Raw genomic sequence first — 23,288 nt, forward strand, 5'->3', positions numbered from 1 at the left:
CTGAAAAATGCCCAAAGTGTATATCCACACCTTAAGCATTACTGTCTTCAAATATCCGATTTCCTCATAAGCTCATGGATTGGACTCTTCCAATCAATTTTCGCCTTCGGGTAACGCTCTTTGATTTCATTCTGGACATAATGAAAATCCTCATAGCCCAGCCCCTTCAGTGAAGAGACATTATTGACCCAAACGAAGATTGATACCACTTCAAAGGAATCTTCAGTTGTGCCGAGATATTTTTCGCCTTCAAACAAGACCCCTTTATACGTGACGTAAAAGTTTTTCCGGACGTTTTCCTGGTCATCAAGAAAATAAAATCGTTTCTGTTCCTGGGCAAGCTCAAGCTTCCGCTTCGGATCGATGATGTACTTGAAACTGCGGTAAAAAAGGTAAATGATGAGGGCAAGAATGAGTAAACGAATGAGCCATAGCATGTAATTACCTCCATAGGCATAGATCTTCTCCTATTATTTACGGCATAAATCCAAAAAGGTTTCGTTTTTATTTAAAAAATACGAAAAAGTTTGTCATACTAAATGGGAAAGCAGAATTCGAAAGGAGAGGAAATCGTCAATGAACATTGAAAAACTGCTGCATATGCAGCTGAAACTTGATCAGCATATAGAAAGCGAACACGGGCTCGGAGAAGAGGATTTAGTTGACAGAAAGATTCTGGCTCTGCTTGTTGAAATAGGAGAACTTGCAAATGAGACAAGAAGCTTCAAGTTTTGGAGTAAAAAAGGAGCCTCCGCCAAAGAAGTCATCTTGGAGGAATATGTGGACGGTATCCACTTCATCCTGTCCCTCGGCCTCGAAATAGGGCTGCAGGAAATTGAACTGGATGAAAAACATGCGGATGCAAAGGAGCTCAATGAACAATTTCTTCTTGTTTATAAAGCGGTCACCGATTTCAGGGAAGAACGTTCCGTAACGCATTATTTCTCCCTGTTCAATCACTATCTGACACTGGGCGAAGTCCTCGGCTTTTCAAGCATGGAGGTATTTGACGCCTATGTAGAAAAAAACAAGGTGAATTATGAACGCCAGGAAGAAGGATATTAACAAAAATCTGAAAGCATCTTTTGATGTCCTGCAAAGATTTTAGTATAATGAGAATAGTTTAAACATTTAGGGGGTCGAAAGAATGACAAAATTAGACGAAACATTAACCATGCTTAAAGATCTGACAGATGCAAAAGGGGTCCCGGGCAATGAAAAAGAAGCAAGGGACGTAATGAAACGATACATAGAGCCATTTGCAGATGAAATCACAACCGATAACCTGGGAAGTCTTATCGCGAAAAAAGTCGGGGATGAAAACGGTCCCAAGATCATGGTGGCGGGCCATCTTGACGAAGTCGGCTTCATGATCACACAAATCGATAATAAAGGATTCCTCCGCTTCCAGACAGTCGGCGGCTGGTGGTCCCAGGTCATGCTGGCACAGCGTGTGACCATCGTGACAAGCAAAGGCGAAGTAACCGGAATCATCGGCTCCAAGCCCCCTCACATCCTGCCTGCGGAAGCACGAAAGAAGCCTGTTGATATTAAAGATATGTTCATCGATATCGGGGCATCAAGCAAAGAAGAAGCACAGGAATGGGGCGTAAAACCTGGGGACATGGTCGTTCCATACTTCGAATTCACCGTGATGAACAACGAAAAGATGCTTCTTGCCAAGGCGTGGGACAACCGCATCGGATGTGCGATCGCAATCGACGTCCTTAAGAACCTTAAAAATGAACAGCATCCAAACGTCGTTTATGGCGTGGGTACCGTTCAGGAAGAGGTAGGCCTGCGCGGAGCGAGAACTTCCGCTGCGAAGATCCAGCCTGACATCGCATTCGGTGTCGATGTGGGAATCGCCGGTGACACACCTGGCATCTCGGAAAAAGAAGCGCAAAGCAAAATGGGTGAAGGTCCTCAGATCATCCTTTATGATGCCAGCATGGTTTCTCATAAAGGGCTACGTGATTTTGTGACCGATACAGCGGATGAACATAATATCCCTTATCAGTTCGATGCGATTGCAGGCGGTGGAACGGACTCAGGTGCGATTCACTTGACGGCAAACGGTGTACCTGCCCTTTCCATCACGATTGCGACACGCTACATCCATTCACATGCTGCCATGCTTCACCGTGATGATTATGAAAATGCAGTGAAGCTGATTACAGAAGTCATTAAAAAGTTAGACAAAGATACAGTAGCAAAGATTACGTTTGATTAATCAATTGAAAGACCCTGCCTTTTTCGGGCAGGGTCTTTTTTAAAATTCCATTTCACTGGAACGGGTCAGGTCGGCGTCGATTGTTTTTTCAATGATATGGACGGCACTGTCGTTGTCTTCTTTGGTCTCCGAGGCCATGCAGTCCAGCGGGATGCTCAATCCGTACTCTCTCATATAGGCGTCGTTCGCTGTGAACAGGACACAGATATCACCCGCAATCCCGGTCAGGATCAGGTGATCGACATCGAGCTGGTGCAGGAGTATTTCAAGCTGTGTACCGAAAAAACAGGAATGCTTCGGTTTCACGATGAAGTAATCATCCTCATCCGGGTGAATTTTTTCGATGATCGACCTGCCTTTCCCTTTTTTGCAGACTTCGATGATATCGTTCATATTATCCTGCCATAAACCGTAATTGTCATTGACATAAATAACGGGGATATCTGCTTTTTTTGCCTTGTTCTTCAACTTCCTGATGGGATCGACGATACTTTTTGTATTTGACAATAATTCCTCCCCGCCGTCGAAATCGAATGTATTGATCATGTCTATGATTAATAAGGCTTTTTTGCTGCTCATTGGTAATTCTCCTTTCGGTAACAAGCGGATATGCTTCTTATACCACTAAAGGGAAGGGGATAAAACCGTGTATGAAAAAACGGGCCGCCTCCGAGAGGCAGCCCGTTTCCTTATTGCTGTGGCTGCTGCTGTAATGATTCTTCGAGTGTTTCAAGAAGCATCTGTTGTTCCTGAGAGTCGGCATTTTGCCAGAATACCTCAAGCAGGACACCTAAACCTGGAAGTGTCTTTTCTTCTCCGCCTTGAATGGCATCGACGATTGTATCCTTCAATTCTTCCTGGCTGTTTCCTGAAACGTTGTGTATGATCGCTTTTCTCAAGTTAAGATTCATCAAGCATTACTCCTTTTGTTTAGGATGAGGAATTCATTGTTATCTTGTCACAAATCAGATTTATTATGTATTTGAATTAGGGTATAATGAAATCTTGAAATGTAAAATGAAGGAGCGGGTACGATTGAAGGTTATTCAATCCTCTAAGAATCCTGTCGTGAAACAGTGGAAAAAATTATTGACCAAAAAGGGAAGAGATCAATCCTTAACCTATATAGTCGAAGGCTTCCATCTTGTCGAAGAAGCTTTAAAGCAGCACGATACTGTACTTGAGCTGATTGTTATCGAGGGCGTCGAGCTCCCGAATAAATGGAATCTCGATGGAGTCGAACTGATACAGGTATCTGAAGAAGCAGGAAAAGTTCTTGCCGACACGGAAACCACTCAGGGTGTGTTTGCTGTTTGCAGGCAAAAAGAAACGACATTGATTGATGAGAGCAAGACATTCCTCCTCTTGGACGGACTTCAGGATCCGGGGAATATCGGAACGATCATCCGGACGGCAGAAGCGGCCGGCATCGATGCGGTCATCCTTGGAAAAGGGACGGTTGACCTTTATAATCCAAAAGTGCTCAGGTCTGCACAGGGAAGCCATTTTCACCTGCCGATCATTAAGGGCGACCTGTCTGACATCATCCGTGACCTGAAAGAAAAAGGAGTACCTGTTTACGGAACTGCCCTTGAGAATGGGGAAGAGTACACATCCGTCACACCAGAGGAATCCTACGCGCTGATCGTCGGGAATGAAGGAAACGGCATGAGCCAAGAGATCCTGATGCAAACCGATCAAAACCTGTACATACCCATCTACGGGAATAGCGAGTCACTGAATGTCGCGATTGCTGCAGGCATCTTGTTATATTATTTTAAAAATGGGCAATAATTTTTCTTAAATGGTTTGAATTATCGGGAATAATTCACTATAATTATGCACATATACTTTATAAAAACGAAGACAGAGGCAAGTAGCGCATGAGATTCTTCAAGGAAGAGAATGCCGTCAGACTGAAAGCATTCTTAAGAAAAACATGGCGTGAACATTTCACCTCTCGAGTTGGCATCGGGACCATTCCAATAAGGAATGTAAAGATGCACCGGCAAAGCCGTTATCCGAATCAAGTGAGTGTATCTCTTTAGATACGCTTATAAGGGTGGTACCGCGATCACAACCTCGTCCCTTTCCAGGGATGGGGTTTTTTTGTTTTTTAGAAGGATCTGTTATTTCCGTTTGGCTTGGGGGCAATTTGCTCGTTGCATTAGCTGAGAATAGCTGGGCTCTAAGTTCCTCCCCGGGGAATCTTGTGCCTGCAGCGGAAAGGTACGGTCCTTGTATTGACACTTTACTACCGACCATAAAGGAGGAAGAAACATGGAGGATAAATTACGATCCCTTCAAACCGAAGCAGTTGAAAAAATTAACGAAGCACAAGACCTGAAAGAACTGAACAACATCCGGGTTGCCTACTTAGGAAAAAAAGGCCCTGTAACCGAAGTACTGAAAGGCATGGGCAAACTCTCTGCTGAAGAACGCCCTAAGATGGGTGCCCTTGCAAATGAAGTGCGCGGGGCCATCACCGAGAAAATCGAAGCAAAGCAGGAAAAGCTTGAAAAAGAAGCGGTGGAAAAGAAGCTTCAATCAGAAACGATCGATGTGACACTGCCGGGCAGACCTGTCAGGAAAGGGAACCACCATCCGCTTATAATGATCATCGAAGAAATCGAAGACCTATTCATCGGGATGGGCTATACGGTCGCAGAAGGCCCTGAAGTTGAAAAGGATTATTACAACTTCGAAGCGCTGAATCTTCCGAAGGGACACCCTGCCCGCGATATGCAGGATTCCTTCTATATCACAGAAGAAACATTGCTCAGGACTCACACGTCTCCTGTGCAGGCAAGAACGATGGAGCTTGCGAAAGGAAAAGGCCCGATTAAAATCATTTGTCCCGGTAAAGTATACCGCCGTGATACGGATGACGCGACACATTCACATCAGTTCATGCAGATCGAAGGGCTTGTGGTGGATAAAGACATCCGCATGAGTGACCTTAAAGGAACACTGAATGTGTTTGCCAAGAAAATGTTCGGCGAAGACCGTGAAATCCGTCTGCGCCCAAGCTTCTTCCCGTTCACTGAGCCTTCCGTCGAAATGGATATTTCCTGTAAGATCTGCGGGGGAGAGGGCTGCCGCGTATGTAAAGGAACCGGCTGGATTGAAATTCTTGGAGCGGGGATGGTTCACCCGAACGTTCTTGAAATGGCAGGATTTGATCCGAAAGTGTACACAGGTTTTGCATTCGGAATGGGGCCAGAACGTATCGCGATGCTGAAATACGGAATCGATGACATCCGTCATTTCTATACGAACGATACCCGATTTGTAACACAATTCAACGTGACCGAGTAATGCAAAACTATTATCGAGCGGAGGTAAAAACATGTTTGTTTCATATAAATGGCTGGAAAATTATGTAGACTTATCAGGTGTGACTCCTGAAGATCTTGCGGAAAAAATTACAAGAAGCGGGATCGAGGTTGAAGGCGTCGAGAGAACCGGTGCAGAAATAAAGAATGTTGTGGTCGGGCAAGTTTTAGAGTGCGAACAGCATCCGGATGCGGATAAATTGAATATCTGCCAGGTTGACGTTGGCGAAGAAGAGCCAGTTCAAATCATCTGCGGTGCCCCGAATGTAGGTAAAGGTCAAAAAGTGGCTGTCGCTAAAGTGGGCGCGGTGCTTCCGGGTAATTTTAAAATCAAAAAAGCGAAACTTCGCGGTGAAGCATCCCACGGTATGATCTGCTCACTGCAGGAATTAGGCGTAGAAGGAAAGCTTGTACCAAAAGAGCATGCAGATGGGATCTATGTCTTCCCTGAAGATGCAGAAGTCGGCAGCAATGCTGTTGAACTGCTGAACCTGGATGATGCGATTCTTGAACTGGGTCTGACACCCAATCGTTCTGATTGCTTGAGCATGCTCGGAGTCGCTTATGAAGTGGCTGCAATCCTGGACCGCGGAGTGAAGCTTCCGGAAGCGGGTCAGTCATCAGGTGAAGAAAAGGCATCCGATTACGTAACGGTAAATGTAGAGGCGAAGGAAGATAATCCGCTTTACGGTGCCAAGATTATCAAAAATGTAAAAGTAGGTCCTTCACCGATGTGGATGCAGAACGCCCTGATCGCCGCAGGAATCCGTCCTCACAATAACGTTGTCGATATCACGAACTATATTCTATTGGAGTACGGCCAGCCGCTTCATGCGTTCGATTACGACCGCCTCGGTTCGAAGGAAATCCTTGTACGCCGGGCAAAGGACGGTGAAAAATTCGTCACGCTTGATGATACGGAGAGAACCTTATCCTCAAGTCAGCTGGTGATCACGAACGGAGAAGAGCCGGTTGCCCTTGCAGGGGTAATGGGCGGAGCCAATTCCGAAGTCCAAAATGATACAACAACTGTGCTCCTGGAAGCTGCATACTTCACAGGTGCCATTGTGAGGGGTGCGTCAAAAGATCACGGCCTGAGAAGCGAAGCGAGTACCCGTTATGAAAAAGGTGTAGACCCGGACCGTGTGCTGAAAGCAGGCGAGCGTGCAGCTGCACTGATGGCAGAATACGCAGGCGGGGAAGTCCTTGAAGGAACGGTTCTATTCGATGAAATGAACGTCGAGCCGGCTGTCGTGGAAATCACTCTTGAGAAGATCAATGCTTCATTGGGCACTGCGATTTCGGTTGAAGAAGTAAAAGATATCTTCCGCCGCCTTCAATTCGACGTGAGTGTCGATGGAACGTCTTTCACGGTCACGGCCCCGACAAGAAGGGGAGACATCACCATTCCGGAAGATCTGCTTGAGGAAGTAGCCCGCCTATACGGCTATGACAATCTTCCGCTTACACTTCCGAAAGGGGAAAGCACACCGGGCGGATTGAATAATCATCAATTGAAGCGTCGTACCGTCCGCCGTTACCTTGAAGGTGCAGGCCTTTTGCAGGCAATCACCTATTCATTGACGAATGATGATAAAGCTGCCAAATATGCCCTGGATGTGAAAGAGCCGGTCCGTCTCTTGATGCCGATGAGTGAAGAGCGCAGCAATCTGCGTTTAAGCATCATCCCTCAGCTTCTAGAAGTGGTCTCTTATAATAAGGCACGCCAAAATGATTCTCTTGCTTTCTATGAAGTGGGATCTGTATTCTTACAGGAATCCGGAGAAGAACTTCCAATGGAAGAAGAGCATATCGCAGGTGCGCTGACAGGATTATGGCACAGCCATCCATGGCAGGGGGAAAAGAAAGCCGTTGACTTCTATGTGGCGAAAGGAATACTTGAAGGTTTATTCCAAGAGCTGGGAGTATATGAGGCTGTTTCTTTCCGCCAGGCATCGATGGACGGCCTTCACCCTGGAAGAACCGCTGAAATCCTGCTGGACGGTGAAGTGATCGGAATCATCGGCGCAATCCATCCAGAGGTGGAAAAAGAGCTTGATTTGAATGAAACGTATGTATTCGAAGTGAAAGCGAGTCCGGTCTTCCGCTATGAAAAACCGGCATTGAGCTACTCGCCGATCCCGCGTCACCCGTCCATCACAAGGGATATCGCCCTTGTCGTTGATACGGATGTGAAGGCTGGAGATCTAAAATCAGTCATCCAAGAAGCTGGAGGCAAACTTCTTAAGGAGGTTTCCGTATTCGACCTTTATGAAGGCGAGCATATGGAACCTGGCAAAAAATCACTTGCCTTCTCACTTAAGTATTTCGATCCAGCAAAAACGCTGACGGATGAAGAAGTAGTGAAGGTGCATGACGGCGTCCTTGCTGCTGTTAAGGAAAAAGCAGGAGCGGAATTGCGCGGATAATGTTATATGGGTGTCAGACCTGGGATATGGTCTGGCATCTTTTTTTGTTGTTTTTTTGAAAAAACTCGCTGTTTTTGGACGGTTTTGTCTGAAGGGACAGGGGAAGAGGTGAATTATAAGGTAATTCCGGTGTGGTAAGGGGGCTGGAAGTGGCAAATTTTGATGAGGTTAACGGTTTATGATCCTAATTCTAAAAATACGATCCTAATCCGGGATTTACGATCCTGATTCCAAAAATACGATCCTAATCCATGATTTACGATCCTAATTTCAAAAATACGATCCTAATCCGAAATTTATGATCCTATTGTCGAAAAATCTATAAAATCGGCTAGCACACTTAATACCTGCCCAGCAAATCTTCACCAATATTCAAACGGATACAATCGCAAACAAAAACCCCCGCCGTGATTTAAAAGGCGGGGGTTCTTTCCTATTTTCCGGCAATACGAATGGCCTTCTCACTGTTTGCAAAATGCCACTTCGTCATCGTCTTCAACTCTTCAATCCCTTTTCTCTTGATGATCTTGGCAGCGGCAACGTCCACCTGCTTGCCTGCCCCTTTGGGAATCTCTACGCCTGCCCTCGAACTTAATTTATCCATTTCTTTTAAGAAGGCGTACCTTGCTATGATCGACGCGGCAGCGACCGCAATATGGATACTTTCCCCTTTTGTACTGAAGTAGACTCGGTCACGCTGTATTTTCTTTTGGGCGCTGATATGCTTAAAGTACGTGTTTTTTTCAACAAATTGGTCAATCAGAATGCCTTCTGGTTCTTCGGGTGCCATTTTATCCAATAAATGAAGGATGGCCTGATTGTGGAGGATCGCTTTCATCTTCCCCTGCGTCATCCCGCTGCTTTGAAGCTGGTTATACTTGTCGTTATGAAGCACAAGTAGACTGTATGGAATGGTCTTGATCAGGTCTTTAGCAATGGAGATGATCTGGGAATCGTTCAGATTTTTGGAATCCTTTACGCCAAGCTCTTTCATAAGAGGGATCTGCTCTTTTTTTACGTAGGCACTGACGACTGTAATGGGGCCGAAAAAATCTCCCGTCCCTACTTCATCCGAGCCGATGATCGACCACTTTGCAAAATTTTCAGGCAGCAGGGCCGCTCCCTTGGAAGGTGTCTTCACCTTAGGGGTTTCGGCAGTGCCCCATTTTTTTGCTTCCGTCTCCCCATTAGCACCCTGGAACAGCACCTTGCCGGATTTATATGCTGTCACTGTGCAGCCTGCAGGTTTCGCTGAAAATACCGCGCCCGGCGGCAGCTTGCCGACAAGTGTATCCTTATAGTAATCTTTCATTTTCGACGTCAATGCACTGTTTGCCTGTATGACTGTATTTCCCAAAATAACCTCTCCTTATGACAAAATTCTATGTAATAACCAAAAACGTGACGATAATAGACAATTTCTTTTCAAAATAAAAAGATTTCATGGTATGATAGTGTTTAGGATTCTTATGAACAGGGGGTACTCGGATTGTCTGATGAACAAAAAAATCGCACCAATGTAGACATATATGGTCAACAATATACTATTGTCGGTACTGAGTCGACAAGTCAAATTCGATTTGTTTGTTCGAAAGTGGATGACAAAATGAGAGAAATAAAATCTATGAATCCATCTCTTGATACTGGCAAGCTCGCAGTGTTGACAGCCGTCAATGCTGTCAATGATTATGTCAAACTGAAAGAACAGTTTGAAGAGCTGGAAAGAGAAATTAAACGCTTAAAGGGTTGAAAACGTCATGCTTGATTTAGTTTTATTCATTATCCTGTTAGTGGGATTTTTGACCGGTCTTAGACGCGGCTTCATCCTGCAGGCTGTCCATATGACAGGTTTTATCATTGCTTTTATTGTAGCATACATATATTATGATCAGCTTGCACCAAAACTTACACTTTGGATCCCGTATCCGAGTCTTGATGAACAATCAAAGCTGCAGATGCTTTTTGAAATGACCAACATGGATCAGGCATATTACCGTGTCATTGCGTTCGCTCTGATTTTCTTTGCGGTCAAGATCATCGTTCATATCTTCGGTTCCATGCTCGATTTCGTAGCACATCTTCCAATCCTTAAACAATTGAATGTATTAGGAGGAGGACTGCTGGGACTGATTGAAACGTATCTGATCATCTTTATACTATTATTCATTGCCGTACTGTTGCCGATCGATACCGTACAGTCTTTCATTAATGATTCATTCATTGCACAGGCGATGGTCAAACATACCCCTGTATTCTCGGACATGGTAAAAGACTGGTGGCTCCAGAACGGAGCGTAATTTAAGAAGCTGACTTGAAAAGGATAATATGATAGCAGTTAAGGATATCCCTTAACCTATCAGCTTCCTTAAAGAGTCAGCTTTTTTCACTGTTTGAGTCCTGATTTTCGGCTTATTCCGCCAGTATGGAAATGCCCTGAGGCACAAATGCATTTGTGCCTCAGGGCATTTCCATACTGGCGACTTTTCAGCAAAGTTGAAAAGCGAGCGAAACGAACGTTTCACTCTATAAGCCAAAAATCAACAGGATTCCAGTTGCATCGCTTTCTTTTTTCGTTTATTTTGCTACTATATAATAAGAGAAGTCTAACGGTTGAGTTTATTTTTATAGAGAAATGCAGGTGGATGGGATGAATAAGAAGGATATTATTAAATTATTGGAAACGATTGCGATTTATATGGAACTCAAGGGTGAGAACTCTTTTAAAATATCGGCATACAGGAAAGCGGCGCTTGCGCTTGAAAATGATGACCGCAGTCTGAGTGATATCAGTGACTTCACCAAATTGAGCGGAATCGGCAAGGGAACGGCGGGTGTAATCGAAGAATATATCAAGGAAGGGTCATCCTCGGTACTCGAAGAACTGAAGGCGGAAGTGCCGGAGGGATTGATCCCGCTTCTTCAGCTCCCGGGACTCGGAGGCAAGAAAATTGCGAAGCTGTACAGCGAGCTGGGCGTCGAAGGCATCGAAGATCTTGAGGAAGCCTGCCGTTCGGAGAAAGTACAGGGGCTGCCGGGGTTCGGCAAAAAGACTGAAGAAAAGATCCTGGCAGCGATCGCCCAGGCAGGTAAACGACCGGAGCGGCTGCCTATTGCGTTCATGACAGGAATAGCGGAAGAAATCGAAGCTTACTTGACAAACATCAAGGAAATCAATACCTTCTCAAGAGCGGGAAGCTTAAGGAGAATGCGGGAAACGATCAAAGACCTCGATTTCATCATTTCAACGGATAAGCCGAAAAAGGTGAAGGAAGAGCTGTTGAAACTTCCTGCCATCACTGAAATCATTGCTGCCGGAGAGACAAAGGTATCCCTCACCCTGCAATATAGATGGGATGTCAGCATTGATTTCCGGATCGTCAAACCGGAAGAATTCGCTACAACACTTCATCATTTTACCGGATCTAAAGATCATAATGTCAGGATGAGGCAGCTTGCAAAAGAACGCGGTGAGAAAATCAGTGAATACGGCGTTGAAAACAGTGAAACAGGAGAAATCAAAACATTCGAAACCGAAGAAAAATTCTATGCTCATTTCAATCTGCCGTTCATTCCCCCTGAATTAAGGGAGGACGGCAAAGAAGTGGACGAGTATAAAGAGGGCTATGATTTGATTGATTCCTCTCATATCAAAGGTGATCTGCATATGCATACGACCTGGTCGGACGGAGCCTACTCCATCGAGGAAATGGTTCAGGCCTGCATAGACAAAGGCTACCAGTACATGGCCATCACCGATCACTCAAAGTATTTGCGTGTGGCGAACGGTCTCACCGATGAACGTCTGCTGAAGCAAATTGAAGAAATCAAGGAAATCAATAAAAAATATGATGAGATCGAAGTCCTGTCAGGGATTGAAATGGATATCCTTCCTGACGGATCGCTTGATTACAGTGATGATATCCTTGAAAAAGTGGACCTCGTCATCGCATCCATTCATTCAAGTTTTTCGCAGCCGCAGGATAAGATCATGGAACGCCTGAAAACGGCACTCGACAGTGTGCATGTCGATATCATCGCCCATCCGACAGGCAGAATCATCGGACGGAGAGAAGGGTATGATGTGGACATGGACCTGCTTATAAAGCTCGCCAAAGAGACGGATACGGCCCTCGAGCTTAATGCTAATCCCAACAGGCTGGATCTATCAGCGGAAAATATCCGGAAAGCCCAGGAATCCGGGGTTAAGCTTTTCATCAATACCGATGCACACAGCCATGAACATCTTGAATTCATGAATATCGGTGTGGCAGCAGCGAAAAAAGGCTGGATCAAGAAAGACACCGTCATTAATACATGGGACAAAGAAGACCTATTGGACTTTTTAAATCGAAATGATTGATTTAATTATAAAAAATAATACTTAAAATTGAGAAATGGCCAGCTCCAGCGCCCGGCCCACACGAGACGTTCATGTCCGCACACTGAAGTCTAAGAACGACTCACCTGTCGAACCTGAAGCGTTTCCAGGGGCTGAAAACGGCGCTTGCGCTTTTCTTATAAAAGGTGGAAGAAGCTTGTGAATTCTAAAGTACTAAGAACACTGGAATTTGATAAAATAAAGGAATTGTTGAAAGAGTTTGCCGCTTCGGCACTCGGGCATGCAAGGGTCACAACCCTGGCTCCTTCGACCGACTTCGAAGAGATTACCGCCATGCATGAGGAAACGGATGAAGCGATGAAGATCCTTCGTTTGAAAGGGCATGCACCGTTAGGCGGTATCTTTGATATCCGTCCCCATGTGAAACGGGCAGGCATCGGAGGCATGCTGTCCCCAGGGGAACTTGTACAGGTCGGGAGTACCATCCGTGCAAGCAGGAAGCTTAAGACATTTGTTGAAGATTTGGTCGATGATGAAGTATCCATCCCGCTCCTGCAGACGAAACTGGATTCAGTCATACCGCTCCCGCATCTGGAGCAGGAAATCAGGAATGTAGTGGATGATAACGGGGAGATTCTGGATTCCGCGAGTGAAACACTGCGATCCATCCGTGCACAGCTCCGTGCGAACGAAGGGCGGATAAGGGAGAAGCTCGAGCGCATGATCCGGTCGTCAAATGCATCAAAGATGCTGTCCGATGCGATCATCACCATCCGTAATGACCGCTATGTCATCCCTGTTAAGCAGGAGTATAGAGGACATTACGGAGGGATCATCCACGATCAATCTTCTTCCGGACAGACCCTGTTCATTGAACCGGAAGCAATCGTACAATTAAATAATCAACTTCGCGAACTGCGGCTGAAAGAACAGAACGAAATTGAAAAGATCCTTCTTGCCCTTTCTGTAAAAGTACAGGAATCCGAAGAAGAACTGCTCATCATCGTTCATGTTTTATCAGACATCGATTTCATGTTCACAAAAGCAAAATTCGGGCAATCCATCAAAGGATCCAAACCGATCATCAACGATGAACGGCGAATCAAACTGAATAAAGCACGTCACCCGCTGCTGCCGATGGAAGAAGCAGTGGCGAATGATATTGAGTTGGGCACTGATTTCTCATCAATTGTCATCACCGGTCCGAATACGGGAGGGAAGACCGTCACGCTTAAAACGCTCGGCCTAACAAACATCATGGCCCAGGCAGGACTGCCGATCCCCGCTCTCGATGGCTCGGAAGTAGGGATCTTCCATTCGATTTATGCCGATATCGGGGACGAGCAGTCGATCGAACAAAGTTTGAGTACGTTCTCTTCCCACATGGTCAACATCGTGGATATCTTAAATAAAGTGGATCACGAAAGCCTTGTTTTGTTTGATGAACTAGGTGCAGGTACCGACCCTCAGGAAGGTGCTGCACTCGCCATCTCCATCCTTGATGAAGTACACGGCAAGGGCGCAAGGGTGGTGGCGACAACGCACTACCCTGAATTAAAGGCGTACGGCTATAACCGAGAAGGCGTTGTCAATGCAAGTGTTGAATTTGACGTTGAAACACTAAGCCCGACCTATAAGCTGCTCCTGGGTGTACCGGGAAGAAGTAACGCATTCGAAATCTCAAAGCGCCTCGGCCTCTCTGAAACTGTCATCCAGCGTGCTAAGTCACATATTGGCACTGACAGTAAAGAAGTCGAAAACATGATTGCATCATTGGAAGAAAGCAGACGCCAAGGTGAAAAAGAGCTGGAAGAAGCACATGAGTTTTTAAAGCAAGCAGAGAAAATGCATAAAGACATGCAAAAGCAAATGATGGAGTATTACGAGAAGAAAGACCAAATGTTTGAAAAAGCACAGCAAAAAGCCGAGACTGTGGTGGAAAAAGCCAAAGAGGAAGCAGAACGCGTCATTAAGGATCTGCGGAAGATGCAGCAGGAAAAATCGGCACAAATCAAGGAACATGAGCTGATCGAAGCAAGGAAGCAGCTTGAAGGAGCAGCACCTCAGCTTCCTAAGTCTTCGCTGCAAAAGAAGAAGACCCAAAGTACCAAACGTGAATTCCAGCCCGGGGATGAAGTCAAAGTGATAAGCTTCGACCAGAAAGGACACCTGGTAGAAAGAGTGTCCGCCAAGGAATGGCAGGTACAGATGGGCATCATGAAGATGAAGGTGAAGGAATCGGACCTCGAATTCATCCAGACACAGCAGAAGGTTGAAACGAAACCTCTTGCCGTGGTGAAAGGTAAAGATTTTCATGTCAGTGTAGAGCTGGATCTCAGGGGAGAGCGGTTCGATAACGCCCTCTCGAGGGTGGAGAAATATATTGATGACGCCCTTCTTGCGGGATATCCTCAAGTGTCCATCATTCATGGGAAAGGCACCGGGGCTTTGAGACAGGGTGTGCAGGAATATCTGAAGAATCACCGTTCAGTAAAAAGTATTCGCTTCGGTGATGCCGGTGAAGGCGGAACGGGTGTCACGGTCGTGAAGTTTAAATAAGCATAGGGAGCGGAGCAATGGAGAATTTTTGGGAGAATGAATATATTCAAACGGCAGGGAACTACAGTGTCGTCATACTATGCCTCATCCTTTTCCTGACTATATTTGAACTGGTCACCAAGTATAAAAATTGGGAAGAAATTAAAAAAGGCAACTTGGCCGTTGCCATGGCAACCGGCGGAAAGATATTGGGGATAGCGAATATTTTCCGGTATTCCATTCAGCAGAACGATTCGGTCCTCACGACGATCGGATGGGGATTCTTCGGTTTTTTCCTTCTGCTGATCGGATATTTCATTTATGAATTTTTAACGCCGAAGTTCAAAATTGATGAAGAGATACAAAAGGATAATCGTGCGGTCGGCTTCATTTCACTTGTCATATCGGTCGGATTGTCTTATGTCATAGGGGCAGGGATTTCGTAAGGAGAGGAACTATGGAAACATTAGCGAAAGTTTTACTCGTTTTATGTGCAGGATTTATTCTGGTCGGAATTATTTATATGGTGTTTTTCACTTAAGCTAAAGGCTGTCTCGATCAAAGAGGCAGCTTTTTTATAAAAACTTAAAGTTTAACCTCAATCTCCGCTAATGATTCCGTGCAAAACTCCGCTTTCCGCGGGCGGTTGGTGAGCCTCCTCCTATTAACGGATAGAGGAACTGTCCAGTTCCAGGGCTTAGAGGCAAATGTCATAAGCCAAACCGACCAAGAAGGCAAAGAGCGCCTTCCAGGCCGATTCGTCTTATGCCACACGCCTCTGAGCAAAGCCCTTTCACTTTTCTGATAGGAGTCTGCGTTTTGCACTCCAATCAACCGCTGGAAAGGTCTGATATCTAGCTGTATGATCAAACAAAAAACCCGAACTGATTTGCCCGGTAGACAAATCAGTTCGGGTTTAACTTAAACTCAAGTACTTTTGTTCCAGCCTTTAAAAGAACTATTGAATCGAGAATACTTCCTTCTCAAGCAGTTCCTCAGGCTTTTTCCCGATTGGGTCCTGGTGGAAATAATCACGGATCACTCCGTCTTTCAGGTAATTTGCGATCGAAACCATGATCATCCCCTGATCAAGGGCAAGGTACGCTTTTGCAATTTCACCAGTTTCCACATTGACTGAATCATAGAATCCGTACTTTCCGTACGTGTCCATTCCTTTTAGCACTTTGAGGTTTTTGCGCACTTCTTCAGGTGCGTAATCAAGGGCAAGGAAGGATGCGTGAGGGGTTACGGTCGATTTGTCTGCGTAGCCCGATGTCCCGAGCGGTGTAGCGGCAAATTCACTGTAGCCGTCAGGGGTTGCTGCCGGCGAAAAGCCCCATGCTTTATATCCTTTATCCTTGGCATATTGGATTTGCAGTTCGACATGACGCTGGTTATTCAGTCCAAGTGCCTGTTTGCCAAGCTCTTTTTCCTTCAAAACGATTCCCGGCATCAGGCCTTCGAACATACTTCCTCCCCAGCTTGGGACGAATTTCACGCCATTGTATTCATAGTGGCCTTCATAGACGGATACACCGTCATATTCAGCATATTCCCCCTCCGGAATTTGAGACTGCCAGTCCCATTCGGCCGGGATAGTACGCTCCATTTTCCACCAGTGCTCTTTCGGAACATCTCCTTTTCCGATTGAAATATAACTCGCTACCCGCGGTTCTGTATAGAGCAGACCGTAGTGATGGTCGGTCAATTTCCCCTGTGCCACATCGTATCCTCCGCGGAATTGTCCGACTTCAGGGTCATAAAGGGTGGAATAGTCCATGTTCTCCACCAGTTCGCTTGTCTGGCCGTTCAGCTCTTCATAGGCTTGTCCGGCGACGATCAATCCTGCAGAAAGCCAGCCATTATCCACCTGGGAGATGAATTGGCCCCAGTCTTTTTTCAGGGAACCGTCCTTGGTGTAGTACCAGTTATAAAACAGACCGTTCCATTTTTTCATCGATTCCAGCGTATTCAAGGTACCTTGTATACGGTCGACTGCTTCTTCTTTTGAAATGAAACCCATCTCCTGCGCAGAAACAGTGCTCATCATATACATCCCGATATTGGTAGGGGAAGTATGCTCCGCATTTTTCTTCCCTTCTTCGGTGTAACGCGTTTCATCAAATGTAAGGCCGGTAGCCGGATCGGTATGATCCTCATAATACTTATACGTCTTTTTTGCAATCGCTTTCAATTCTGCGCGGAAAGCGATGTCCCTGCCGTCTTTTCCTTGCGCCGAAGCAGCAGGGATGTACAGGAGACTGATGATCAGACTAAAAATCGTGAACAGACTGATATTCTTTTTCATATGCAATACCCCTTCCAATCATGTTATCGAAACGTTTCACCAAAAGTGTAACATGATTTTCAGATAAAGAAAGCTAATTTCTTAATATTCGGTCATTTGATACAGGGATGCTTCACGTTATGGGTAATACGTCAGGGGAAGCAGAAAGGAGAACGAACCTGTCCGGCATGTGGGAAAAGCATGACATCATATCCTTTAATAAAAGAGACAATTAATGAAACCGATCCACAGATTTCTGAAATAAGCGTGGGAATTAAGTCACGGCTGAATGGTAATTCAAATTGTAAGTGGTGTCCCATTATATTATAATAGTGAAAAGAACTAAATTTTCTAAATATTATGAAGGAGGGATTACAATGACGAAACCCTGGCTTGCAGAGTATCCGGATGAGATTCCCGGTAAGTTGACGCTGCCTGAGAAACCTTTGCACTCTTTTTTAACCGAGGCGGCTGAAATGTATGGAAGCAAGTCTGCCATCCATTTTATGGGGAAAGAATTGACGTATCATGAAGTGTATGAATCCGCATTGAAGTTTGCCCATTACTTGAGGGGGCTCGGGATTGAAAGAGGGGACCGTGTCGCCATCATGCTTCCAAATACACCGCAGTCTGTCATTGCTTATTACGGTGTCCTGTATGCAGGCGGGGTGGTGGTGCAAACCAATCCGCTTTATACAGAAAGGGAAATTGAATATCAGATGAAAGACTCGGGGGCAAAAGTCATCCTCACGCTGGACATTCTTTACCCGAGGGTGTCAAAAGTCATGGGGGCAACAGATCTGCAGCACATCATTGTAACCGCTATCAAAGAATACCTCCCATTTCCAAAGAATATGATTTATCCTTTCATCCAAAAGAAGCAGTACGGTATCGTCGTCAAGGTGGAACCTTCCGAGCAGAATCATTTGTTTAAAGAGATCATGGCTTCACCGGCAGCCGAACCGATACCGGGCGAATTTGATTTTGAGAATGACATAGCCCTTCTCCAATATACAGGGGGGACTACGGGATTTCCGAAAGGAGTCATGCTGACGCATAAAAATCTGGTGGCGAATGCCTCGATGTGTGATGCGTGGCTGTATAAATGTAAAAAAGGTGAAGAGAAAATCCTGGGCATCCTCCCATTCTTCCACGTGTACGGGATGACGGCAGTGATGATCCTATCCATCATGCAGGGGTATAAAATGATCCTGCTTCCGAAATTTGATGTCGAAACCACATTGAAAACGATACAGAAACAGAAGCCTACATTGTTCCCGGGCGCTCCTACCATCTATATCGGCATTTTGAATCACCCCGACTTGAAGAAATATGACCTTTCTTCCATCGATTCATGTCTCAGCGGAAGCGCGCCGCTACCTGTGGAGGTCCAGCAGGAATTCGAGGAAGTCACCGGAGGAAAACTGGTGGAGGGTTATGGCCTTACGGAATCTTCGCCGGTCACCCATGCTAACTTCCTTTGGGACAAAGAAAGAATTAAAGGGAGCATCGGATTGCCATGGCCGAGTACAGACAGTGCCGTCCTTTCACTTGAGACAGGCGAACCCCTGCCCGTGAAGGAAATAGGTGAGATCGCCGTCAAGGGGCCTCAAGTGATGAAAGGATATTGGAACAGACCTGAAGAAACGGAACAGACATTGAAAGATGGATGGCTCTTGACCGGGGATTTGGGATATATGGACGAAAGAGGATACTTCTATGTGGTCGACAGGAAAAAAGATATGATCATAGCAGGCGGATTTAACATCTATCCAAGGGAAATAGAAGAAGTCCTTTACGAACACCCGTCGATACAGGAAGTGGTCGCAGCAGGGGTACCGGATCCATACCGCGGCGAGACGGTCAAAGCATATGTCGTACTGAAGGAAGGGAAATCCCTTACAGAGAAAGAACTGGACGAATTTGCCCGCAAATATCTTGCTGCCTATAAAGTGCCGAAGATTTATGAATTCAGGAAAGAGCTGCCTAAAACCGCAGTAGGAAAGATCTTAAGAAGAGCCCTTGTGGATGAAGAACGTAAAAAGGTAGAAGAAGAGCAGAAATTAAGCTAAAATCAAACTGTGAATCTTTCATGGGATTCGCTCTCTTTTTTTAGCAGAATGGGACAAGGATCTTCCTTGACATTCAGACACGTACATTTTATTATTAAAATATGAATGACCATTCATTCATATTTCGATAAGGCAGGTCTACTAAATATGAAGCGAAATAAACCTAAATATAAGCAAATCATTGATGCGGCAGTCGTTGTGATAGCTGAAAACGGCTATCACCAGGCACAGGTGTCAAAGATCGCCAAACAGGCAGGCGTCGCAGACGGCACCATCTATCTTTATTTTAAAAACAAGGAAGACATCCTGATTTCACTATTCAGGGAGAAAATGTCCATCTTTATTGAAAAAACAGAAGAAGTGATAGCAGGAAAACAGACGGTTTCAGAGAAATTATATGTCATGGTGGAAAATCACTGCAAGCTTCTATCAGAAGATCATCATTTAGCCATTGTCACACAGCTCGAGCTCCGTCAGTCCAATAAAGATATCCGTTTCAAGATCAACGATGTGTTAAAAGGATATCTTCAATTGGTGGATAAAATCCTGATAAGCGGGATCGAGGCAGGTGAACTCCCTGATGATCTCGAAGTGCGGCTGGCCCGTCAGATGATCTTCGGGACATTGGATGAAGTGGTCACAACCTGGGTAATGAATGATCAAAAATATGATATAGTGGCTCAAGTCCCTGCTATACACAAACTATTACTTCATGGATGTGGCGGCAGGAACTGAATACGTATAGGAGGATGACACATGGAAAATTTATCTTGGACATTAGAAGGAAAGGTAGCGCATGTTACCATACAGCGGCCGCCTGCAAATGCACTTGCGAGCGGTCTCATCAGGGAGATCGATGCCGTTCTTGATGAACTTGAAGGAAATCCGGAAGTCCGGGTCATCCTTATCAAAGGAGAAGGCCGATTCTTCTCTGCTGGAGCAGATATAAAAGAATTCACAACGATTGAAACAGGAGAGGAATTTTCTCAACTTGCAAAAAAAGGACAGGATGTTTTCGAGCGGATGGAAAACTTCTCGAAGCCTATCATCGCGGCCATTCACGGAGCTGCTTTGGGAGGCGGACTGGAACTCGCGATGGGCTGTCATATCCGCCTTGTCACTGAGAATGCAAAGCTTGGCCTTCCAGAACTTCAATTGGGGCTTGTCCCTGGGTTTGCGGGATCACAGCGCCTTCCGAAGCTTGTCGGCAGGGCAAAGGCAGCAGAAATGCTTTTGACCAGCGAACCGATCAGCGGTACGGAAGCAGTCCAATGGGGACTTGCCAATAAAGCATACAAGGAAGAAGAGTTATTCGCCAAAGCGGAAGAAATGGCGAATACAATCGCCAAGAAGAGCCCTGGCGCCATGAAAGCTGCAATCGAGCTTCTGAGCTATACAAAGGATGACAGATTCTATGAAGGGGTCATGAGGGAATCGGATCTTTTCGGAGATGTCTTTGTGTCCGATGATGCGAAAGAAGGCATTTCGGCATTCATAGAAAAGAGAGAACCTGATTTTAAAGGCTAGTAAACATTCTATTAATATAGTAAAATCATGATAAGGGCAGTGTGAAAACGTTATCATTTTACGCACTGCCCATTCAAAGGGGTTAAATTTTCAAAATCTTTTTAAGGGAAAGAATGTTTTCAATTATTAGGAGGGACTTAGGAATGAACATCTATGTACTTTTGAAAAGAACGTTTGATACTGAGGAGAAAATTTCGATCCAAAACGGTCAAATCGCAGAAGATGGGGCTGAATTCATTATAAATCCATACGATGAGTATGCAGTGGAAGAAGCGATTCAAGTCCGCGATGCCCACGGCGGTGAAGTGACAGTCGTGACTGTCGGTGGAGAAGAAAGTGAAAAACAATTAAGAACAGCTTTGGCAATGGGAGCAGATAAAGCTGTATTGATAAATACTGAAGATGATCTTGACTATGGAGATCAGTTTACAACTGCATCCGTTCTGTCTCAATACTTAAAGGACCAGGATGTTGACCTTATCCTTGCAGGTAATGTAGCAATCGACGGCGGTTCAGGCCAGGTAGGCCCGCGCGTAGCGGAGCAATTGGATATACCATACGTTACAACGATCACAAAACTTGAGATCGATGGTGAAACAGTGACGGTCACACGCGATGTTGAAGGTGACTCTGAAGTGATCGAAACTTCACTGCCTTTATTAGTAACTGCGCAGCAGGGATTGAATGAGCCGCGTTATCCATCCCTCCCTGGTATCATGAAGGCGAAGAAAAAGCCTCTTGAAGAATTGGAACTGGATGATTTAGATCTGGATGAAGATGATGTGGAAGCGAAGACAAAGACTATCGAAATCTACCTTCCGCCTAAGAAGGAAGCAGGTAAAGTATTGGAAGGCGAGCTTGATGCTCAGGTTTCAGAACTGGTTCAGCTTCTTCGCAATGAAGCGAAAGTAGTCTGATTTCGGAAGAGATCTCGTTTATAACATATCTATTCACACTCAACTAACACTCAGGGGGTATTTAACATGGCAAGAAAAGTATTGGTACTAGGAGAAGTCAGGGACGGATCATTGCGTAACGTGTCATTCGAAGCGATTGCTGCAGGTAAAACTGTTGCAGAAGGCGGCGAAGTTATCGGTGTTTTAGCCGGCAAAGAAGTAAGCGCTTTAGGCCAGGAAATGATCCAGTATGGTGCAGATAAAGTGATTGTTGTTGAACATGATAAGCTTGATCAATATACATCTGACGGTTATTCACAGGCATTGATGGCTGTAATCGACCAGGAGAAGCCTGAAGGAATCATCTTCGGCCACACTGCATTAGGAAAAGACCTGTCTCCAAAACTTGCGAGCAAGCTCAGCACAGGACTGATTTCCGATGCAACGGACCTTGAAGAAGCGGGCGGAAACCTTGTGTTCACACGTCCGATTTACTCAGGGAAAGCGTTCGAAAAGAAAATCGTCACTGACGGGTTGATTTTTGCCACTATCCGTCCTAACAATATCGAACCATTGGCGAAGGACGAATCTCGTTCCGGAGATGTATCTTCACTATCCGTCGATATTACGGACTTACGCACCATCATCAAGGATGTTGTCCGTAAGGCAAGCGAAGGCGTCGATCTGTCTGAAGCAAAAGTCATCATTGCAGGCGGACGCGGAGTGAAGAGTGAAGACGGATTCGAACCTTTGAAAGAACTGGCTGACGTACTCGGTGGAGCAGTCGGAGCATCACGTGGAGCATGCGATGCCGACTACTGTGATTATTCACTGCAAATCGGTCAGACTGGTAAGGTTGTAACGCCGGACCTTTATATTGCATGTGGAATCTCTGGGGCCATCCAGCACTTGGCGGGTATGTCGAACTCCAAAGTGATCGTGGCAATCAACAAAGATCCTGAAGCGAACATCTTCAACGTGGCAGACTACGGAATCGTGGGCGACCTTTTTGAAGTCGTGCCGATGCTCACGGAAGAGTTCAAGAAACTTAAAGTTTCATCTTCATAAACCGGACGTTTTAAAAACACATCCACGGGTAAATGAATAGTATAAGAAAATAAGGCAGTAGCCAGACGGCTACTCCTTATTTTTTCGCCCTGTATTCCGACAGAGGTTTTAAAAGTGTATTTTCTGAAGCATTGCATAGAACGTTTTCGGAAGGGTATATTACCAACGAGCAGATTTATAGCACAGCCCTTTTATCGGTGATATACTTACGTTAGATTTCATGAAATTAGGAGGCATATACTTATGGCAATTACAAATGCTACTGACCAAAACTTTGTAAATGAAACAAACTCTGGACTTGTACTGGCTGACTTCTGGGCACCTTGGTGCGGACCTTGTAAAATGATCGCTCCTGTATTGGAAGAGCTTGACAGCGAAATGGGAGACAAAGTGAAAATCGTCAAAGTGGACGTTGATGAAAACCAGGAAACAGCTGGCAAGTACGGCGTAATGAGCATCCCTACACTTGTTGTTCTTAAAGACGGCGAAGTAGTGGATAAAGTAATCGGTTTCCAACCAAAAGAAGCTCTTGCTGAATTATTGAATAAACATGCTTAATGAGAA

21 protein-coding genes are annotated in these 23,288 nt (G+C 45.3%); 16 read left to right on the forward strand and 5 right to left on the reverse strand.

What is annotated here, in order from left to right:
• Window positions 1-47 precede the first annotated feature (47 nt).
• Complete coding sequence (locus ACKA06_RS12325; protein ID WP_058298101.1) at window positions 48-437, reverse strand: hypothetical protein; 390 nt, start codon at window positions 435-437, stop codon at window positions 48-50.
• Window positions 438-576: 139 nt separating this feature from the next.
• Between ACKA06_RS12325 and ACKA06_RS12330 the strand changes: the two genes are divergently transcribed.
• Together ACKA06_RS12330 and ACKA06_RS12335 are read left to right on the forward strand one after the other, a co-directional pair.
• The gene (locus ACKA06_RS12330) at window positions 577-1,065 is read left to right on the forward strand and encodes a dUTP diphosphatase (RefSeq protein ID WP_032087397.1); all 489 of its coding nucleotides are present in this window, start codon (window positions 577-579) and stop codon (window positions 1,063-1,065) included.
• A gap of 82 nt (window positions 1,066-1,147) precedes the next feature.
• Window positions 1,148-2,233, forward strand: coding sequence for a M42 family metallopeptidase (locus tag ACKA06_RS12335; protein WP_032087398.1), 1,086 nt, complete (start codon window positions 1,148-1,150; stop codon window positions 2,231-2,233).
• A gap of 39 nt (window positions 2,234-2,272) precedes the next feature.
• On the opposite strand, the gene ACKA06_RS12340 is transcribed toward ACKA06_RS12335, so the two are convergent.
• Both ACKA06_RS12340 and sspI read right to left on the reverse strand, forming a co-directional pair.
• A complete protein-coding gene (locus tag ACKA06_RS12340; RefSeq protein WP_032087399.1) occupies window positions 2,273-2,812 on the reverse strand; it encodes an isochorismatase family cysteine hydrolase in 540 nt (179 codons plus the stop codon).
• Window positions 2,813-2,922: 110 nt separating this feature from the next.
• Complete coding sequence (gene sspI / locus ACKA06_RS12345) at window positions 2,923-3,144, reverse strand: small acid-soluble spore protein SspI (RefSeq protein WP_032087400.1); 222 nt, start codon at window positions 3,142-3,144, stop codon at window positions 2,923-2,925.
• Between the two features lie 124 nt (window positions 3,145-3,268).
• Here sspI and ACKA06_RS12350 point away from each other — a divergent pair, with 124 nt between their 5' ends.
• From ACKA06_RS12350 to pheT, 3 genes are all read left to right on the forward strand, one after another.
• Window positions 3,269-4,027 (forward strand): TrmH family RNA methyltransferase, encoded by a 759-nt coding sequence (locus ACKA06_RS12350; RefSeq protein WP_411159780.1) that lies wholly within the window; start codon window positions 3,269-3,271, stop codon window positions 4,025-4,027.
• Window positions 4,028-4,513: 486 nt separating this feature from the next.
• Entirely contained in the window at window positions 4,514-5,551 is a 1,038-nt protein-coding gene (pheS, locus tag ACKA06_RS12355; protein WP_411159781.1) for a phenylalanine--tRNA ligase subunit alpha, read from the forward strand.
• A 31-nt stretch (window positions 5,552-5,582) separates the two neighbouring features.
• Window positions 5,583-7,997, forward strand: coding sequence for a phenylalanine--tRNA ligase subunit beta (gene pheT / locus ACKA06_RS12360; protein WP_411159782.1), 2,415 nt, complete (start codon window positions 5,583-5,585; stop codon window positions 7,995-7,997).
• Between the two features lie 433 nt (window positions 7,998-8,430).
• Here the strand turns inward: pheT and rnhC are convergent, their stop codons facing one another.
• Window positions 8,431-9,354 (reverse strand): ribonuclease HIII, encoded by a 924-nt coding sequence (rnhC, locus tag ACKA06_RS12365; protein ID WP_411159783.1) that lies wholly within the window; start codon window positions 9,352-9,354, stop codon window positions 8,431-8,433.
• Window positions 9,355-9,486: 132 nt separating this feature from the next.
• Between rnhC and zapA the strand changes: the two genes are divergently transcribed.
• The 5 genes from zapA (at window position 9,487) to ACKA06_RS12390 (ending at window position 15,320) form a co-directional block, all read left to right on the forward strand.
• Window positions 9,487-9,747 (forward strand): cell division protein ZapA, encoded by a 261-nt coding sequence (zapA, locus tag ACKA06_RS12370; protein WP_032087405.1) that lies wholly within the window; start codon window positions 9,487-9,489, stop codon window positions 9,745-9,747.
• A 7-nt stretch (window positions 9,748-9,754) separates the two neighbouring features.
• Window positions 9,755-10,294: a CvpA family protein gene (locus ACKA06_RS12375; RefSeq protein ID WP_032087406.1), complete on the forward strand. Its 540-nt coding sequence runs from the start codon at window positions 9,755-9,757 to the stop codon at window positions 10,292-10,294.
• A 350-nt stretch (window positions 10,295-10,644) separates the two neighbouring features.
• Window positions 10,645-12,357 carry a DNA polymerase/3'-5' exonuclease PolX gene (gene polX / locus ACKA06_RS12380; RefSeq protein ID WP_411159784.1) on the forward strand — a complete coding sequence of 571 codons (1,713 nt, stop codon included), beginning with the start codon at window positions 10,645-10,647 and terminating at the stop codon, window positions 12,355-12,357.
• 177 nt (window positions 12,358-12,534) lie between these two features.
• Complete coding sequence (locus ACKA06_RS12385; protein WP_411159785.1) at window positions 12,535-14,895, forward strand: endonuclease MutS2; 2,361 nt, start codon at window positions 12,535-12,537, stop codon at window positions 14,893-14,895.
• 17 nt (window positions 14,896-14,912) lie between these two features.
• Window positions 14,913-15,320: a DUF350 domain-containing protein gene (locus ACKA06_RS12390; RefSeq protein ID WP_032087409.1), complete on the forward strand. Its 408-nt coding sequence runs from the start codon at window positions 14,913-14,915 to the stop codon at window positions 15,318-15,320.
• Window positions 15,321-15,832: 512 nt separating this feature from the next.
• Here the strand turns inward: ACKA06_RS12390 and ACKA06_RS12395 are convergent.
• Window positions 15,833-17,182 (reverse strand): glucoamylase family protein, encoded by a 1,350-nt coding sequence (locus ACKA06_RS12395; RefSeq protein ID WP_411159786.1) that lies wholly within the window; start codon window positions 17,180-17,182, stop codon window positions 15,833-15,835.
• 356 nt (window positions 17,183-17,538) lie between these two features.
• Here ACKA06_RS12395 and ACKA06_RS12400 point away from each other — a divergent pair, with 356 nt between their 5' ends.
• The 6 genes from ACKA06_RS12400 to trxA all read left to right on the forward strand — a co-directional run bounded on the left by ACKA06_RS12400 (window position 17,539) and on the right by trxA (window position 23,282).
• Window positions 17,539-19,233 carry a long-chain-fatty-acid--CoA ligase gene (locus ACKA06_RS12400; protein WP_411159787.1) on the forward strand — a complete coding sequence of 565 codons (1,695 nt, stop codon included), beginning with the start codon at window positions 17,539-17,541 and terminating at the stop codon, window positions 19,231-19,233.
• Window positions 19,234-19,380: 147 nt separating this feature from the next.
• Window positions 19,381-19,968 (forward strand): TetR/AcrR family transcriptional regulator, encoded by a 588-nt coding sequence (locus ACKA06_RS12405; RefSeq protein WP_032087412.1) that lies wholly within the window; start codon window positions 19,381-19,383, stop codon window positions 19,966-19,968.
• A 21-nt stretch (window positions 19,969-19,989) separates the two neighbouring features.
• Window positions 19,990-20,760 carry an enoyl-CoA hydratase gene (locus tag ACKA06_RS12410; RefSeq protein ID WP_411159788.1) on the forward strand — a complete coding sequence of 257 codons (771 nt, stop codon included), beginning with the start codon at window positions 19,990-19,992 and terminating at the stop codon, window positions 20,758-20,760.
• A gap of 143 nt (window positions 20,761-20,903) precedes the next feature.
• The gene (locus ACKA06_RS12415) at window positions 20,904-21,677 is read left to right on the forward strand and encodes an electron transfer flavoprotein subunit beta/FixA family protein (RefSeq protein WP_032087414.1); all 774 of its coding nucleotides are present in this window, start codon (window positions 20,904-20,906) and stop codon (window positions 21,675-21,677) included.
• A 66-nt stretch (window positions 21,678-21,743) separates the two neighbouring features.
• The gene (locus ACKA06_RS12420) at window positions 21,744-22,724 is read left to right on the forward strand and encodes an electron transfer flavoprotein subunit alpha/FixB family protein (RefSeq protein ID WP_032087415.1); all 981 of its coding nucleotides are present in this window, start codon (window positions 21,744-21,746) and stop codon (window positions 22,722-22,724) included.
• Between the two features lie 237 nt (window positions 22,725-22,961).
• Window positions 22,962-23,282, forward strand: coding sequence for a thioredoxin (gene trxA / locus ACKA06_RS12425; RefSeq protein ID WP_268876352.1), 321 nt, complete (start codon window positions 22,962-22,964; stop codon window positions 23,280-23,282).
• The last annotated feature ends 6 nt before the right edge of the window (window positions 23,283-23,288 follow it).

It is taken from the genome of Rossellomorea oryzaecorticis (assembly GCF_045897515.1).
Lineage (GTDB): Bacteria > Bacillota > Bacilli > Bacillales > Bacillaceae_B > Rossellomorea > Rossellomorea enclensis.

Bases quoted from the DNA above. Each gene is read 5' to 3' on its own strand.
- ACKA06_RS12325 (WP_058298101.1), bottom strand. From the start codon at position 437: ATGCTATGGCTCATTCGTTTACTCATTCTTGCCCTCATCATTTACCTT.
- ACKA06_RS12330 (WP_032087397.1), top strand. From the start codon at position 577: ATGAACATTGAAAAACTGCTGCATATGCAGCTGAAACTTGATCAGCAT.
- ACKA06_RS12335 (WP_032087398.1), top strand. From the start codon at position 1,148: ATGACAAAATTAGACGAAACATTAACCATGCTTAAAGATCTGACAGAT.
- ACKA06_RS12340 (WP_032087399.1), bottom strand. From the start codon at position 2,812: ATGAGCAGCAAAAAAGCCTTATTAATCATAGACATGATCAATACATTC.
- sspI (WP_032087400.1), bottom strand. From the start codon at position 3,144: ATGAATCTTAACTTGAGAAAAGCGATCATACACAACGTTTCAGGAAAC.
- pheS (WP_411159781.1), top strand. From the start codon at position 4,514: ATGGAGGATAAATTACGATCCCTTCAAACCGAAGCAGTTGAAAAAATT.
- pheT (WP_411159782.1), top strand. From the start codon at position 5,583: ATGTTTGTTTCATATAAATGGCTGGAAAATTATGTAGACTTATCAGGT.
- ACKA06_RS12375 (WP_032087406.1), top strand. From the start codon at position 9,755: ATGCTTGATTTAGTTTTATTCATTATCCTGTTAGTGGGATTTTTGACC.
- polX (WP_411159784.1), top strand. From the start codon at position 10,645: ATGAATAAGAAGGATATTATTAAATTATTGGAAACGATTGCGATTTAT.
- ACKA06_RS12390 (WP_032087409.1), top strand. From the start codon at position 14,913: ATGGAGAATTTTTGGGAGAATGAATATATTCAAACGGCAGGGAACTAC.
- ACKA06_RS12395 (WP_411159786.1), bottom strand. From the start codon at position 17,182: ATGAAAAAGAATATCAGTCTGTTCACGATTTTTAGTCTGATCATCAGT.
- ACKA06_RS12400 (WP_411159787.1), top strand. From the start codon at position 17,539: ATGACGAAACCCTGGCTTGCAGAGTATCCGGATGAGATTCCCGGTAAG.
- ACKA06_RS12405 (WP_032087412.1), top strand. From the start codon at position 19,381: ATGAAGCGAAATAAACCTAAATATAAGCAAATCATTGATGCGGCAGTC.
- ACKA06_RS12410 (WP_411159788.1), top strand. From the start codon at position 19,990: ATGGAAAATTTATCTTGGACATTAGAAGGAAAGGTAGCGCATGTTACC.
- ACKA06_RS12415 (WP_032087414.1), top strand. From the start codon at position 20,904: ATGAACATCTATGTACTTTTGAAAAGAACGTTTGATACTGAGGAGAAA.
- ACKA06_RS12420 (WP_032087415.1), top strand. From the start codon at position 21,744: ATGGCAAGAAAAGTATTGGTACTAGGAGAAGTCAGGGACGGATCATTG.